Origin of the sequence: Pandoraea sp. LA3 (assembly GCF_022696215.1) — a bacterium.
Taxonomy (GTDB): Bacteria; Pseudomonadota; Gammaproteobacteria; order Burkholderiales; family Burkholderiaceae; genus Pandoraea; species Pandoraea capi.
Map to the genome: position 1 here is coordinate 15419 of NZ_PTPY01000026.1, position 14649 is coordinate 30067.

The 14649-nt window shown below is 65.6% G+C and carries 9 protein-coding genes; 7 read left to right on the forward strand and 2 right to left on the reverse strand.

Annotation, left to right across the window (positions count from 1 at the left end; genetic code table 11):
- Positions 1 to 260 precede the first annotated feature (260 nt).
- The 5 genes from C5N93_RS07505 to C5N93_RS07525 all read left to right on the forward strand — a co-directional run bounded on the left by C5N93_RS07505 (position 261) and on the right by C5N93_RS07525 (position 9546).
- Positions 261 to 1823 carry an efflux transporter outer membrane subunit gene (locus tag C5N93_RS07505; RefSeq protein ID WP_277990241.1) on the forward strand — a complete coding sequence of 521 codons (1563 nt, stop codon included), beginning with the start codon at positions 261 to 263 and terminating at the stop codon, positions 1821 to 1823.
- Positions 1824 to 1842: 19 nt separating this feature from the next.
- Positions 1843 to 2916, forward strand: a complete 1074-nt coding sequence (locus C5N93_RS07510) for an efflux RND transporter periplasmic adaptor subunit (RefSeq protein WP_069343499.1) — start codon at positions 1843 to 1845, stop codon at positions 2914 to 2916.
- Positions 2917 to 2926: 10 nt separating this feature from the next.
- The gene (gene rbbA, locus C5N93_RS07515; RefSeq protein WP_242558804.1) at positions 2927 to 5689 is read left to right on the forward strand and encodes a ribosome-associated ATPase/putative transporter RbbA; all 2763 of its coding nucleotides are present in this window, start codon (positions 2927 to 2929) and stop codon (positions 5687 to 5689) included.
- A 107-nt stretch (positions 5690 to 5796) separates the two neighbouring features.
- On the forward strand, positions 5797 to 6921 hold the full coding sequence (locus C5N93_RS07520; protein ID WP_242558847.1) for an ABC transporter permease: 1125 nt from the start codon (positions 5797 to 5799) through the stop codon (positions 6919 to 6921).
- A gap of 318 nt (positions 6922 to 7239) precedes the next feature.
- The gene (locus tag C5N93_RS07525) at positions 7240 to 9546 is read left to right on the forward strand and encodes a DUF3141 domain-containing protein (RefSeq protein ID WP_242558848.1); all 2307 of its coding nucleotides are present in this window, start codon (positions 7240 to 7242) and stop codon (positions 9544 to 9546) included.
- Positions 9547 to 9598: 52 nt separating this feature from the next.
- Here C5N93_RS07525 and C5N93_RS07530 read toward each other — a convergent pair whose 3' ends face one another.
- Positions 9599 to 10927: an ATP-binding protein gene (locus C5N93_RS07530; protein WP_242558805.1), complete on the reverse strand. Its 1329-nt coding sequence runs from the start codon at positions 10925 to 10927 to the stop codon at positions 9599 to 9601.
- Positions 10924 to 11589, reverse strand: coding sequence for a response regulator transcription factor (locus tag C5N93_RS07535; RefSeq protein WP_242558806.1), 666 nt, complete (start codon positions 11587 to 11589; stop codon positions 10924 to 10926). Before C5N93_RS07535 ends, C5N93_RS07530 begins: the two co-directional genes overlap by 4 nt.
- 169 nt (positions 11590 to 11758) lie before the next feature.
- On the opposite strand from C5N93_RS07535, the gene dsbD reads away from it, so the two are divergent.
- Together dsbD and C5N93_RS07545 are read left to right on the forward strand one after the other, a co-directional pair.
- On the forward strand, positions 11759 to 13768 hold the full coding sequence (gene dsbD, locus C5N93_RS07540; protein WP_242558807.1) for a protein-disulfide reductase DsbD: 2010 nt from the start codon (positions 11759 to 11761) through the stop codon (positions 13766 to 13768).
- Positions 13765 to 14646: a TlpA disulfide reductase family protein gene (locus C5N93_RS07545; protein ID WP_242558808.1), complete on the forward strand. Its 882-nt coding sequence runs from the start codon at positions 13765 to 13767 to the stop codon at positions 14644 to 14646. The genes dsbD and C5N93_RS07545 overlap by 4 nt, the downstream gene beginning before the upstream one ends.
- The last annotated feature ends 3 nt before the right edge of the window (positions 14647 to 14649 follow it).

Genomic DNA, 14649 nt, shown 5'->3' on the forward strand with positions numbered 1-14649 from the left:
AGCGCATTGCGGTTTAGAGCGCAATCGCCTCACGTGGATTGCCAGCGAACCATGCCACATCATGAAAGGCCCCGAGTCGATGCTCTAGTCGATTCGGGGCCTTTCTTGATTTAGCACAACCGTTCGCTTTTTTCGTCTCCTCCGGTATACGCCGATTGACGTCACCCAAGATATAGTTAGGTGTCCGTCGGGAGGTCAAAGCTTCTATGGCGAAACCATGCAATCCACGTATGCGTTCCGGCGTCGCGAATATCCTTGCGATGCCCCCAACGTCCATCAGGTCCGTCAGGCTCATCAGGCCTGTGACCGTCGCGGCCGTGCTGACTGTCACGGTACTGAGCGGCTGTCTATCGATGGCGCCCACTTACGAGCGCCCTGCCGCCCCTGTCCCCAATGTGTGGACACCGGATGTCAGCGCCTCTCCCGCCACCGCTACCGCACAACCCGCATCCGCGCTCGACTGGCGTGAGTATTTTGCCGATCCACAGCTACGCAGCCTCATCGACACCGCGCTCGCCAACAACCGCGATCTGCGCGTGGCACTCGCCCGCGTCGAGCAGTCTCGTGCGGTGTATGGCATTCAGCGCGCCGATCTCTTTCCTGCATTGGGCGTCGGCGCCAGTGGCACACGTCAGCGTCTGCCCGGCGATCTGAGCCTCACCGGCAATTCCTACATCAGCAGTCAGTATCAGGTCGGCCTTGGTCTATCGACATGGGAGCTCGACTTCTGGGGCCGCATCCGCAACCTCAAGGATGCGGCGCTCGATGATTATCTGGCGTCCGATGCCTCTCGCCGCGCGCTCGAACTGAGTCTGATCTCACAAGTGGCGCAAACGTGGCTGAGTCTGCGTGAATTCGACGAACGTATTGCGCTCGCGCAACAGACCGTGGACAGCCGCGCAGAGTCGCTGCGGATTTTCACGCGACGCGAGCAAGTCGGCTCGACATCGAAGCTCGATCTCACCGAAGTCACCACGCTCTGGCAGCAGGCACGCGCGCTGGTGACGCAACTCGAACAGCAACGCGCCACGCAGGCGCACGCTTTGCAGGTACTCGTCGGCGTGCCGATCGACACCTCGCCGCAAGCGCTCGACCGCATGGCCGACGATGCCAGCCTGATGCGCGATCTGGAACCCGGCTTGCCGTCGTCGTTGCTGGAAGACCGCCCGGACATCATTGCGGCCGAGTATCAGTTGCGCGCCGCACACGCGAACATCGGCGCCGCGCGCGCAGCGTTCTTCCCGCAGATCACGCTGACCGGCTCCGTCGGCACCGCCAGCAGTGCCCTCGACGGTCTGTTCAAGGCCGGCAGCGCCGCGTGGACATTCACCCCGAGCATCAACATCCCGATCTTTCAGGGCGGACGTCTCGTGAACAACCTCGATCTGGCCGAAGCGCGCCGGGTCGAATCGGTCGCGAACTACGAGAAGACGATTCAGGGCGCGTTCCGCGATGTGGCCGACGCACTGAGCGCACGTCGCTGGCTGGCCGATCAGGTCACGATTCTGCAAGCGACGCAGGACGCGCAGGCCGAACGCGCACGTCTTGCCAAGCTGCGCTACGACCACGGCGCCGCAGCCTTCCTCGAAGTGCTCGACGCGCAACGCGATCTCCTCGCCATCGAACAACAAACGGTCCAGACGCGCCGCGCCTTGCTCTCCGCGCGCGTGTCGCTGTACACGGCGCTCGGCGGCGGCAGCCGCCTCATGCCCGCGGCCGACACCCCTGGTGGTGCGTTCGCCCGCACGCCACGGGTGATCGAGCCGGTCGCGCCGGTATTGCCAGCATCGCCCGCGACAGCGCCGACACAGACCGTCCAATAAATTCAAGAGGTCACAGAACATGACGCTTCCCAATACCAAAAAACTGATTCCCGCCCTGATCGTGCTCGTCGTGATCGGGCTGGCATGGTACGGATGGAAGACGTACAGCAACACCGGCCCCGGCGACGGTTTCGCCAGCGGCAACGGTCGCATCGAAGCGACCGAAGTCGATATCGCGACGAAGATGGCTGGGCGCGTCGAAGCCATCTACGTGCGCGAGGGTGACTTCGTGAAGGCCGGTCAGGTGCTCGCCAAGATGCAGATCGACACGCTCTCCGCGCAACGCGACGAAGCCCGCGCCCAGTATCAACAGGCCGTGACCAACGTCGCGGCGATTCAGGCTCAGGCCGCCGCGCGCCTGTCGGACAAAGCCACCGCCGAGGCCAACGTCGCCGCACGCGAAGCCGAACTCGACGCCGCCCAGCGACGTCTCTCCCGCTCGGAAACGCTCTCGAAAGAAGGCGCCTCATCGGTGCAGGAACTGGACGACGATCGCGCCCGCGTGCGCAGCACTCGCGCGGCCGTAACGGCCGCTCGCGCGCAAGTCGCCGCCGCGCAATCGGCCGTCGAAGCGGCCAACGCGCAGGTCACCGGTTCGAAGTCGACGGTCGAGGCCGCGCAGGCCACCATCAACCGCATCGAGGCCGACATCACCGACAGCGAACTGAAAGCCCCGCGCGACGGGCGCGTGCAGTATCGCGTCGCGCAACCGGGGGAGGTGCTCGCTGCTGGCGGCAAAGTGCTCAACCTCGTCGACCTGTCGGATGTGTACATGACGTTCTTCCTGCCCGAAGCCGTCGCAGGCCGCCTCGCAATGGGCGCCGAGGCCCGCATCGTGCTCGACGCCGCACCGCAGTTCGTGATCCCGGCCAGCATCTCGTTCGTCTCCAGCACGGCGCAATTCACGCCGAAGACGGTCGAGACGGAGAGCGAGCGTCAGAAGCTGATGTTCCGCGTGCGCGCGCAGATCGCACCCGAATTACTGCAACAGCATCTGAAGCTCGTGAAGACCGGCCTGCCCGGTGTGGCATGGGTCAAAACCGACAGCAAGGCCGAATGGCCGGCCCAGTTGCAGACGAAGCTACCGCAGTGAGTCCCGCATCATGACGGCGACCTCCCCTCCTCCCGATCGCAACGCCGCGCCGCCTGTCGTGCATGTGGTCGACGTCACGCTGACGTATGGCCGCAAGACGATCGCGCTCGACAACGTCTCGATCGACATTCCGGCGAACTGCATGGTCGGCCTGATCGGGCCGGACGGTGTCGGCAAGTCGACGCTGCTCTCGCTGATCGCCGGCGCGCGTGCCGTGCAGACGGGTGCCGTCGAGGCGTTGGGCGGCGACATGGCGAGCAAGGCGCACCGCGACCTCGTGTGTCCGCGCATCGCCTACATGCCGCAGGGACTGGGCAAGAACCTCTATCCGACGCTCTCCGTCGAAGAAAACCTGCAATTCTTCGCGCGTTTGTTCGGTCACGACGCCGCCGAGCGACGCCGTCGCATCGACGACCTCACACGCAGCACCGGACTTCACCCGTTCCTTGATCGTCCGGCGGGCAAGCTCTCGGGCGGCATGAAGCAAAAGCTCGGCCTGTGCTGCGCGCTGATCCACGACCCGGACCTGCTGATTCTCGACGAGCCCACCACCGGCGTGGACCCGCTCGCCCGCGCGCAATTCTGGGATCTGATCGCGCGCATCCGGCGCGAACGGCCGGGCATGAGCGTGATCGTCGCCACGGCGTACATGGACGAAGCGCAGCGCTTTGACTGGCTCGTCGCCATGGACGCGGGCAAGGTGCTCGCCACCGGCACGCCGGCCCAACTGCTTGAGCGCACCGGACGCGACAACCTCGAAGCGGCCTTCATCGACCTGCTGCCAGACGAGAAGAAGCGCGGCTACGAGCCGGTCGTGATCCCGCCGCTGCACATCGACGAACACACGGAGATCGCCATCGAAGCCAGGGGGCTGACGATGCGCTTCGGCGATTTCGTCGCCGTCGATCACGTGGACTTCCGCATTCGTCGCGGCGAGATCTTCGGCTTCCTCGGCTCGAACGGCTGCGGCAAGTCGACCACGATGAAGATGCTCACCGGCCTGCTTCAGGCCAGCGAAGGGCAAGCGTGGCTGTTCGGGCACGAGGTCGATCCGAAGGACATCGACACCCGGCGCCGCGTGGGCTACATGTCGCAGGCGTTCTCGCTCTATACCGAACTGACGGTGCACCAGAACCTCGTGCTGCATGCGCGTCTGTTCCACGTGCCGGAAGCGGAGGTCGAATCGCGTGTCGCGGAGATGGTGCAGCGCTTCGATCTCGCGGAGGTCGTGAGCTCGCTGCCCGACAGCATTCCGCTCGGCATGCGCCAGCGCCTGTCGCTCGCGGTCGCGATGGTGCACAAGCCCGAACTGCTGATTCTCGACGAGCCGACCTCGGGCGTCGATCCGGTGGCGCGCGACAACTTCTGGCGTCTGCTGGTCGAGCTCTCACGTCGTGACCGTGTGACGATCTTCATCTCCACCCACTTCATGAACGAGGCCGACCGTTGCGACCGCATCTCGCTGATGCACGCCGGCCGTGTACTCGTTTCCGATCCGCCCGCGAAGATCACGCGAGACAAGGGTGCCGGCACACTCGAACAAGCGTTCATCGAATACCTCGTGGAAGCGGGCGGCGGAACGCCCGAAGCGCCGGAGACGCCCAAATCGGAAGCCCCGCCGGTCGAAGCGGCACACGCGAAACACAAGGGGTTCTCGCTCAGCCGCATGATCAGCTACCTCTGGCGCGAGACGCTGGAGTTGCAGCGAGACCCGGTGCGCGCCACGCTCGCGCTCGTCGGCTCGCTCGTGCTCATGCTGGTAATGGGCTACGGCATCAGCATGGACGTGGAAGACCTGCGTTACGCCGTGCTCGATCGCGACCAGACAACCCTGAGCCAGAACTACGCGCTGAACATCGCCGGCTCGCGTTACTTCATCGAACAACCGCCTATCACCGATTACGACGACATGGACCGTCGGCTACGCGACGGCGAACTGGCGCTGGCGATCGAAATCCCGCCGGGCTTTGCGCGCGACGTCTCGCGCGGCAAAGCCGTGCAGATCGGTGCCTGGATCGACGGCGCCATGCCGATGCGTGCGGAAACCGTGCAAGGCTACGTGCAGGGGATGCATCAGAACTGGCTGGCCGATCAGTCGTTGCGACGGCTCGGCGTGAGGCCCACGGCGTCGCTCGACATCGAGACACGCTATCGCTACAACCCCGACGTCAAGAGTCTGCCGGCGATGGTCCCGGCCGTGATCCCGCTGCTCCTGCTCATGCTGCCCGCCATGCTCACCGCGCTGTCCGTCGTGCGCGAGAAGGAGCTGGGGTCGATCCTGAACCTGTACGTCACGCCCGTCACGCGCACGGAATTCCTGATCGGCAAGCAGATTCCGTATGTCGCGCTCGCGATGCTCAACTTCCTGCTCATGGCGCTGATCGCCGTGACGCTGTTCGGCGTTCCCATCAAGGGGAGCTTCTTGACGCTGATCACCGCCGTCTTCATTTTCAACGTGGTCGCCACCGGCATTGGCCTGCTCGCGTCCACCTTTACCCGCAGCCAGATCGCGGCCCTGTTCTTCACGATGATCGGCACGATGATTCCGGCGATCCAGTTCTCCGGGATGATCACGCCGGTGCCGTCGATGGAGGGCTCGGGCCGGTTCATCGGCGAGATCTATCCGGCGACTTACATGCTGATCATCAGCCGGGGCGTCTTCAACAAGGCGCTCGGCTTCGGCGATCTCGGCAACGCCTTCTGGCCGATGCTCATCGCCGTGCCCGTGATTCTGGGCGCCACGATCCTGCTGCTCAAGAAACAGGACAAGTGATGGCCAGCCCGAGCACACCGCAAGTGGAATCGCCCACCCCGCCTGATTCGCCACCAACGCCACCGTCAACGGCGAGCGTCGCGCCACCGCGCCGCAAACATCCGTGGTTGCGACATCTCGCGAACATCTACCGGCTCGGCGTGAAGGAGTTGTGGAGTCTCGTGCGCGATCCGATGATGCTCGTGCTCATCATCTACACGTTCACGGCGTCGGTATATTCGGCCGCCACCGCGCAGCCCGACACGCTGCATCTGGCGCCCATAGCGATCGTCGACGAAGACGTCTCGCCGCTCTCGCAGCGCATCGTCTCGGCGTTCTATCCGCCGCAGTTCACCACGCCGCAAATGATCACGGCAGACGCCGTCGACCGGGGCATGGACGCGGGCGCCTACACGTTCGCGCTCAACATTCCGCCGAATTTCCAGCGCGACGTTCTGGCCGGACGCGCCGCCGAAGTGCAGCTCAACGTCGACGCCACGCGCATGAGTCAGGCCTTCTCCGGCAGTGGTTACGTGCAGCAGATCGTATCGTCTGAGGTGCGCGAATTCCTTCAGCGATACCGGGCGACGCCCGAGTTGCCCGTCGATCTCGCGCTGCGCGTGCGCTTCAATCCGACGCTGGAGCGCGCGTGGTTCGGCTCGCTCATGCAGATCATCAACAACATCACCATGTTGTCGATCATTCTCACCGGTGCGGCGCTCATTCGTGAGCGCGAGCACGGCACCATCGAGCACTTGCTCGTCATGCCGGTGACACCGACCGAGATCATGCTGGCGAAAGTCTGGTCGATGGGACTGGTGGTGCTGATCGCTGCGGCGATGTCGTTATGGCTGATCGTGAGCGGCGCGCTGCACGTGCCGATAGGCGGCTCGGTGGCCCTGTTCCTGCTCGGCGCGACGTTGCATCTGTTTGCGACCACGTCGATGGGGATTTTTCTCGCCACGCTGGCGCGCTCGATGCCGCAGTTCGGCATGTTGCTGATTCTGGTGCTGCTGCCGCTGCAAATGCTCTCCGGCGGGAACACACCGCGCGAGAGCATGCCGAAGCTGGTGCAGGACGTGATGCTCGCCGCGCCCACGACGCACTTCGTCGAGTTGGGTCAGGCAATTCTGTTCCGTGGCGCCGGGATCGGCGTCGTGTGGGTGCAGTTCCTGGCGCTCGCCGTCATCGGCGCCGTGTTCTTCACCGTCTCGCTGCGGCGCTTTCGCCGCACGCTCAGTTCGATGGCGTAGCGTCTCATTGCGTCTGCCGCGCGCAGGGGATTGGCCGGGTTCCGGCGCATCCGGCGATTCCCCGCCCGGCGCTTGCAGCACTCGCGATCTTTGCGGCGTTCGCCCACCCCGTCATGCCGGATTTGTGAGGTCATTGCCATGCCCGCCAAGTCGTCAGCCCCGTCCGCCTCGTCAGCCTCGTCAACCTCGTCAGCCGCACTCGAACGCAACGCTTCGCGTCGCGCCACCGCCAGTACCACCGCTACCGCCGCTACTGCCTCAAGCATCGGCAACACCCCGTGGCTCGCGGCCAATCCGTGGCTGAACCACCTGCCGTGGATGGCCGCTGCCGCCGAGTACGCCGTCGATGCCTGGCAGCGCAGCGTCCTGTTCGCGGATGTCATGCGCCAGCGCGGCAATCAGTATCAGGAACACCTGGCCGAGTCGGCTCCCAACGTGCTCGACTTCGCCTCGGAAGTGATTCTCGACGGGCATGAACTGCCGCGCCCCTGCAACTACAGCCTGATGCGCATCGTGCCGCCCAAAGACACGCCCACGCTGCCCAACGCACGTCCGTTCGTGGTTGTCGATCCGCGCGCCGGGCACGGCCCGGGCATCGGCGGCTTCAAGCCCGACAGCGAGATCGGCGCCGCCCTGCGCGCCGGACATCCCTGCTATTTCGTCGGCTTTCTGCCCGACCCCGTGCCGGGGCAAACGGTGGAAGACGTCATGCGAGCGGAAGCGGCCTTCCTGGAGAAGGTGATTTCGCTGCACCCGGAGAGCGCGGGCAAACCGGCGGTGATCGGCAACTGTCAGGCGGGGTGGCAGATTTTGATGACCGCCGCGATGCGACCGGAACTGTTCGGTCCGATCATCGTAGCGGGCGCGCCGCTGTCTTACTGGGCCGGCTGGCGCGGACGCAACCCCATGCGCTATTCGGGCGGCCTGCTCGGCGGCAGTTGGCTCACTGCGCTCACGAGCGATCTGGGCGACGGCCGCTTCGACGGCGCGTGGCTCGTCGAGAACTTCGAAAACCTCGATCCGGCGAACACACTGTGGCGCAAGAAGTATCACCTGTATGCCAACGTCGACACCGAAGCGCCGCGCTATCTCGGCTTCGAAAAGTATTGGGGCGGCCATGTCTTCCTGAACGCGCAGGAGATGCAGTACATCGTCGACAATCTTTTCGTGGGCAACCGGCTCACGAGCGCGGAGCTGATCACGAGCGACGGCATCCGGCTCGACCTGCGCAACATTCGCTCGCCCATCGTCGTGTTCTGCTCCTACGGCGACAACATCACGCCACCGCCGCAAGCCCTCGGCTTCGTCACCGACATGTATCGCAACGATGCGGAAGTCCTCAGTCACGACCAGACCATCGTGTACGCAACGCATGACAGCATCGGACACCTCGGCATCTTCGTCTCGGGTAGTACGGGCCGCAAGGAGCACCGCAAGTTCGTCAACAACATCGATCTGATCGACGTGCTGCCCGCCGGCATCTATCAGGCGCAGATCGCCGACAAGACCGACGACACGCTGCACGGCGAACTGGCGGACGGCGACTACGTGATGTCGATCCAGCGGCGCAGCGTCGACGATGTCCGCGCCATCGTGCAACCGGATACGGAGAGCGATAAGCGGTTTGCCGCGGTAGCGCATCTGTCCGACATCCACCTCGGGCTTTACCGCAGCCTCGTCCAGCCGTGGGTGCGCGCCATGGTGACGCCGACCTCGGCTTACTGGATGCGGGTGCTGCATCCGCTGCGCGTGAGCTATGAGCTGTGGTCGGATCGCAATCCGTTCGCGGTGCCGTTTGCGGACAAGGCCGAGCGTGTGCGGGACGCGCGCCATCCCGTATCTCCCGAGAATCCGTTCCTCGCACTGGAGACGGCGGTATCTAGCGCCATCGAACAGTCGCTGAACTTCTATCGCGACGTGCGCGACGACGGTTACGAGAAGGCGTTCGAGCTGATCTACGGGCAACCGTGGGTGCAGGCGCTGGCGGGCCTGCATGGCAGCGACGGCACGGCAGTGCGCGTGCATCCGGGCACATCGCCGGAGCACGTGGCGTTCGTGAAGGAAGCACTGGCGCTGCGGCGTCACGAACTGCATCAGGGCGGCGTGCTCGAAGCCGGTATACGCGCGCTGCTCTGGGTGCACCGTCTGCATGGCGAGGCGGACGAACGTCAGTTCAACCTCGCGCGGTCGTTGCCGCGCGGCGACGCGCAGATATCCATCGAGCGTTTCCGAGAGATCATCCGCCGTCAGGCCGGGTTGCTGCGCATGGCGCCCGATGCCGCGATGGAAGCGATTCCGGGGATGCTCGCGCAGGCGTCACCCGAGCACATCCGTCTGGTGGCGAAGGCCGTGCGGGATCTGAGTTTCGCCGTGCCGTTGCAGGATGGCGAGCAAAGCGATCTGGAACGCGTGCTGGACGTGTTCGAGCACGCGGCGCAGAAGCGGGAAGCGGAAACGGGGGTAACCACGAAGACGCGCACGAAGCCGCACACGAAGCCCCGCGCGACGCGGGGTGCGGCAAGCCGCGAAGCTTCGGCGACCGCGACGCCTCCCGCGAGGAAAACCGCAAGTGCCACGAAAACGGCAGGGCCGAAGCGGGCGGCGAAGGCGAAGTCCACGACCTGAATGCCTGAATGCGGCGTGATGGCGGCCGTCCCGTCGCCGCCGTCACGTCACCTCATCCGCCCGTTGGCACATACAACCTTGCCAGTAAGCCGCCTCCCTCACGTGGCGTGAACTCCAGCGTCGCATCGAATCGTCTCGCGATGGCTTGCACGATGGAGATACCCAACCCCGCGCCCTCGCCCCGCTTGCGCCCCTGATCCCCGCGCCAGAATCGCTGCCCGAGCCTGAGCGTCTGCTCGGGGGCGAGCCCCGGCCCCCGGTCGCCCACTTCGATGCAGTAGCGACGGTGGACCTCGTCGGCGTGCACCGTCAACGTGATTTCGCTGCCTTCGGGCGAGTACCGCATGGCGTTGTCCACGATGTTTCTGAGCGCCGTGCCGAGCATCGAGCGCGGCAACGCCGAGCCGCTGTCCACACCCGCCATCCGGAAGACGAAACGATCCGTCTCCCCCCACTCGCTGAGCACGTCGTCGATCACGCTGCCGACCGACTCGCACTTGTCGTGCGCGTGCACCGGCGCTTCGGTCTGCGCGAGCGTCATCAATTGATCCAGCGTATGGCGCAGCCGTCGCACCCCCGCACTCGCCTGTTGCAGCGCCAGCTTCGAAGCATGCCCTTGCGTCATCTCCGCCACCTGCAAGTGCGTGTCGACGGCGGTGAGCGGGGTGCGTAGTTCGTGCGCGGCGCCATCGGTGAACGCACGCTGTCCCGCCAGCGTCGTCGCCAGACGATCCAGCCACCCGTTCAATGCCGTGACGACCGGCTTCAGTTCGGTCGGTGCCTGCCCGATATCCACGGGCGTCGTATCGTCGGTGCGCTTGTGCCTGAGCGCGACACGCAACGCGTTCAACGGCTGGAGCCCGCGTCCGATGCCGATCCACAGCGCGAGCAGACCGCCCACGACCGCGATCAGGAACGGCACGCCAGCAGCACGCAGCATGTCGCGCGTGAGCACGGCGCGCCGGTCGACGAGATCCGCCGTCATGACCTGATAGCCGCCCGCGTCCTGCAACACGTAGATGCGCCACTGGCGACCATCGATCTCGCGTGTGCTGAAGCCGGTCGGTAGCGAAAGCGACGACGATTGCGGGCCGCCGTCGGTATGCGCCAGCACCGCGCCCTGTAACGAACGGATTTCGCAGGCAATACCGTCGCCCGCTCCCGCACGGATCACGTCGCCCCAGTCCCGGCCTTCGGTATGCGGCGAGAACGCGGCACGCGCCATCAGTCCCGAGACCATCGTCGCCGACATCGCGAGACGTTCGTCGAGCGCATCGTCGAGGCTCGCGCGCACGCCGCGCATCATCCAGCCCGCTGCCGCCATCCACAGCACGATCAGCGCCACCCCGGCGATCAGTACCGCCCTTAGCCGAAGACTCATGACAAGCTCCATCCCAGCCGGTAGCCGAGGCCGCGCGCGGTCTGGATCGCGTCGCCGCCGAGCTTGCGGCGCACATTGTGAATGTGAACGTTCAGCACGTTGCTGTTGACGCGCTCCGTCATGCCGTACAAGCGCACGTGCAACATGTCGGGCGACAGCCAGCGGCCCCGGGTACTGGCGAGATAGGCGAGCAGGTCGACTTCGCGGCGGGAGAGTTCGACGGGCGCGCCGTCGAGCCACGCGAGGCCGCTCGCCGGATCAAGACGCAGGGGACCCGCTTCGATGACGTGCGCCGCGCGACCCTGCGTACGGCGCACCAATGCATGCAGACGCGCCGCCAGTTCACGCAGATCGAATGGCTTGACCATGTAGTCGTCGGCCCCGGCATTGAGACCGGCGATGCGATGCTCGATGCCGTCGCGCGCAGTGAGAATGAGTACCGGGACATCCGGCTCCACGGCGCGCACGCTGGCGATGATGTCGAGACCGTCGCCGTCGGGCAGGCCGAGGTCGAGCACGAGCGCGTCGAACGTGTTTTCCGCATGCGCTGCGATGGCCGCCTCGCCACAGACACTCGCCTCGACGTGAATTCCCAAAGTCGCGAGGCCGGCAACGATGCCGCTCGCGATCAGAGAATCGTCCTCTACCAACAGTACTCGCATGGATTCACGCCTCTCGTCGGCCGCTTTGCGACCTTTTGTCAGCACCGCGACATGTTACGTATTTCGTGTATTCGGGGGATACGGCGTTTCGCACCGGGCCGCCCGTTAACTCTCAGTTAATCGTCCTCCGCCACGCTCTGTCTCGCTTCGACTGTTTAGGGAGGACAGATTGTTTCGTCGAATCGTTTTCATCTTTGTGATTTTGCTCGGCGCGCTCGGTGCGCTTCGCGTCACGCCAGCCACTGCCGCTTTTCCGTGGCAGTCCGGCACGCAGGTGCTAGAAGCGTCGCAGGTGCTGCGTCTCGATGCACCAAGGTACGAAGATGGTGGCATCTCCATTGGCAGCCGCATTGCTAAGGATCACTACGTTTATCGTCATTCGCTGCGCGTGGAGGATGCCCATGGCAAGCCCGTCGCGTTCACGCTCTCCGACGGCAAGCCACACACCGACGAGTTCTTCGGAAAATCGGAGATCTACTATGACGACGATCTGCGGCTGAAGTTGCCGGCGCAGACGTCGGACTATGTCGTGCTTCATTGGCAAGGCTGCGCGCAGGCAGGGATCTGCTATCCGCCGCAGACCTTCCGGATACCGTTGCCCAAAGCCGTCCCGTCGACAGGTTCAGGTGACGCCTCGCAGGCGCTCGTCAAGACGGAGGCAGCGGTCGAGTCGGCCGCATCGTTCCCGTCGTCCGGTGCGCTCTCGGCACACGACACCCCCGAAGCCGATGCCGATGCCGATACGACGGCGGCTGCCGTGGCGGCGTCCACGGCCACGACCGCAGCGGCGGCGGCCGCCGCGCTGGACGACGACACCCACGCCGAGTCGCTGGCGGCCGATCAGGAAACGGCGCGTCAGCTCGCGACGCTCGACCCCATTGCCGCCAAGCTGCTGTTCTTCGGTCTCGGATTGATGCTGGCTTTCACGCCATGCGTGCTGCCGATGATCCCCATCGTCTCGACCATGATCGTGGGTAATCGCCCCTCGCCGGTGCGCGCGTTGGGGCTCTCGTCGGTATACGTCGTGGCGATGGCCCTCACGTACGCCAGCGTTGGCGTGGCCGCCGCGCTCGCGGGGGCCAATCTGCAAGCGACGCTGCAATCGCCCTGGCTGCTCACGGCCTTCGCGGCGCTGTTTCTGGTGCTGGCGGCGTCGTTGTTCGGTCTGTTCGAGATTCGCCTGCCGTCGTTCATCGTGAACCGGCTCGACGCCGCCGGACGCCACCGCCCGGGCGGCAGTCTCGTGAGCGCCGCCGCGCTGGGCTTTCTCTCGGCGTTGCTCGTCGGTCCCTGCATGACGGCGCCGCTCGCGGGCGCGCTGCTCTACATCGGCCAGACCGGCAACGCGTGGATGGGAGGCGGTGCACTCTTCGCGATGGGGCTCGGTATGGGCATGCCGTTGCTGGCCATCGCGCTGTTCGGCGCGCGCATTCTGCCGCGCCCCGGGCCGTGGATGGTGCGCGTGCGCATCGCGTTCGCTTACGTCATGGTCGGCATGGCCGTCATGATGCTGAACCGCTTTCTGCCGGGGGCCGTCGGTCTGGCGCTGTGGGGTTCGCTCGGCCTTGGGCTGGCCGTCGGTCTCGCGGGCTGGGCTTGGACGATCCGTGGCAAGACGGCGTGCTGGGCATTGGTCTTCCTTGGCATGCTGACCGGCCTCTGGTCCGTGATGGTGCTCGTGGGCGCCGCGTCGGGCAGCGACTCGTTCGTGCGGCCGCTGGCGCAGGTGAGACCCGCCGGATACGCTGCCGACGGTATCAGTGCCAGCCCCCTTGCCGGTCAGCACACCGGGGCGGTCGAGTACGTCGGGGTCAAGTCCGTGCAGGACGTCGATGCCCGCATCGCGCAGGCAGCCGCACAGGGGCAATGGACCCTCATCGACTTCTATGCCGACTGGTGCGTGAGTTGCCACGTCATCGAACGAAACGTCTTCGCTAATCCGGCGGTGTCGGCGCGTCTGGCGCAGATGCAGGTGCTCCGCCCGGACGTGACGAAGAACGACGCCACCGATCAGGCGTTGATGAAGCGCTGGGGCGTGTTGGGCCCGCCCACGCTCATCCTCATCGATGCGACGGGCCAGGAAGTGCGTGAGCACCGCATGGTCGGCGAGATGAGCGTGGACACGTTCCTGAGCCGTCTCGATGCGGCGCAGCGCGCGAACCCGGCGCAGGCGTCATGATCGGCATCGGTCCCTTCCCGATGAAGACCGCAGCCGTGATAACCGCGGCGGTGCTCGCGTGGATCGTCGCGCGATATGCGCTGCGCGCCAACGACGTCACTTCGCGGCGCGCGGGTGCCAGCGTACTGCTCGACGCGCTGGCCGTCGGTCTGTTCGCCGCGCGGGCGGTGTACGTGGTGCGCTGGTGGCCGGACTACGCGGTATCGCCGGCGTCGATGATCGCACTCGGCGACGGCGGCTTCGATGTCTGGGCCGGTGTCGGCACCGCGTTCGCGTGGGCACTCTGGCGCACACGCCGACACCGGACACAGCGACGACCGATGGTCGCCGGCATGGCGGCCGGACTGGCGATCTGGGGTGTCATGCACGTCGGCCTGACGTTCATGCTGCGCGAAGCGCCGCCGTTACCTGCCCTGACACTCACGGACGTCGCGGGTCGACCGGTGTCGCTGGATACGCATCGCGGCCAACCCATCGTCATGAATCTCTGGGCGAGCTGGTGTCCGCCCTGCCGCCGCGAAATGCCGGTACTGGCGCAGGCCCAGGCGGACTATCCGGACGTGCGCTTCCTGATGATCAATCAGGGCGAGACGGCGAACACGGTCGAGGCGTTCGTGACGTCGCAGGGCCTCACGTTCGATCATCTGTTGCTCGATCCCGAGTCGCAGGCCATGCGAGCGGTCGAGACGCGCGCGCTTCCCACCACGCTGTACTTCGATGCCCACGGCCGTCTGGTCGACGCCCATCTGGGCGCACTCACCGCCGCGCGTCTGCGCGACGCGCTGGACGACCTGCGCCGGCAAACATCCCGATCCGCCCCACCTGCCGCTGTTTCCACATCTCAGGCGTCTCCGGCGTCGTCCCCATCCAAGGAGTAACCC

Coding starts and splice junctions, on each gene's coding strand:
- C5N93_RS07505 (WP_277990241.1), top strand. CDS start 261: ATGCCCCCAACGTCCATCAGGTCCGTCAGGCTCATCAGGCCTGTGACC.
- C5N93_RS07510 (WP_069343499.1), top strand. CDS start 1,843: ATGACGCTTCCCAATACCAAAAAACTGATTCCCGCCCTGATCGTGCTC.
- rbbA (WP_242558804.1), top strand. CDS start 2,927: ATGACGGCGACCTCCCCTCCTCCCGATCGCAACGCCGCGCCGCCTGTC.
- C5N93_RS07525 (WP_242558848.1), top strand. CDS start 7,240: ATGGCCGCTGCCGCCGAGTACGCCGTCGATGCCTGGCAGCGCAGCGTC.
- C5N93_RS07530 (WP_242558805.1), bottom strand. CDS start 10,927: ATGAGTCTTCGGCTAAGGGCGGTACTGATCGCCGGGGTGGCGCTGATC.
- C5N93_RS07535 (WP_242558806.1), bottom strand. CDS start 11,589: ATGCGAGTACTGTTGGTAGAGGACGATTCTCTGATCGCGAGCGGCATC.
- C5N93_RS07545 (WP_242558808.1), top strand. CDS start 13,765: ATGATCGGCATCGGTCCCTTCCCGATGAAGACCGCAGCCGTGATAACC.